The following is a 272-nucleotide window of genomic DNA, read 5'->3' as shown; positions in this document are numbered from 1 at the left end:
GAACCGGCCTGGTGACAGCCCTGGCAGGTGCCATTGTCCAGCCGCTCGACTAGCGCTTCGGGCGTGCGCACCAGCTTCATCGCGGAATAATCCAGCCCGGCAAAATCCGTTGGCTGGAATAATTGCGTAAACGGGTGGTTGGCCTGCCTTGCGCTGCCGAAGGTCGACCACGAGATGACCTTTTTGGCCAGGAATTCGTCGGCGATTTCATAGACGCCGAGATCGACCGCCGCGACATTGGCGCTGACATAGTCCGCGAGTTTCTTCTTGAG

Annotated in this window: 1 pseudogene; it reads right to left on the bottom strand. The window is 59.2% G+C overall.

The features are described from left to right. Positions 1-272: pseudogene (locus EN804_RS36390) on the bottom strand (hypothetical protein); the annotation flags it as partial.

Source organism: Mesorhizobium sp. M8A.F.Ca.ET.161.01.1.1 (assembly GCF_004792105.1).
Taxonomy (GTDB): domain Bacteria; phylum Pseudomonadota; class Alphaproteobacteria; order Rhizobiales; family Rhizobiaceae; genus Mesorhizobium.
The sequence above is the reverse complement of the archived record's forward strand: the minus strand, read 5'-3'. Positions and strand labels throughout refer to the sequence as shown.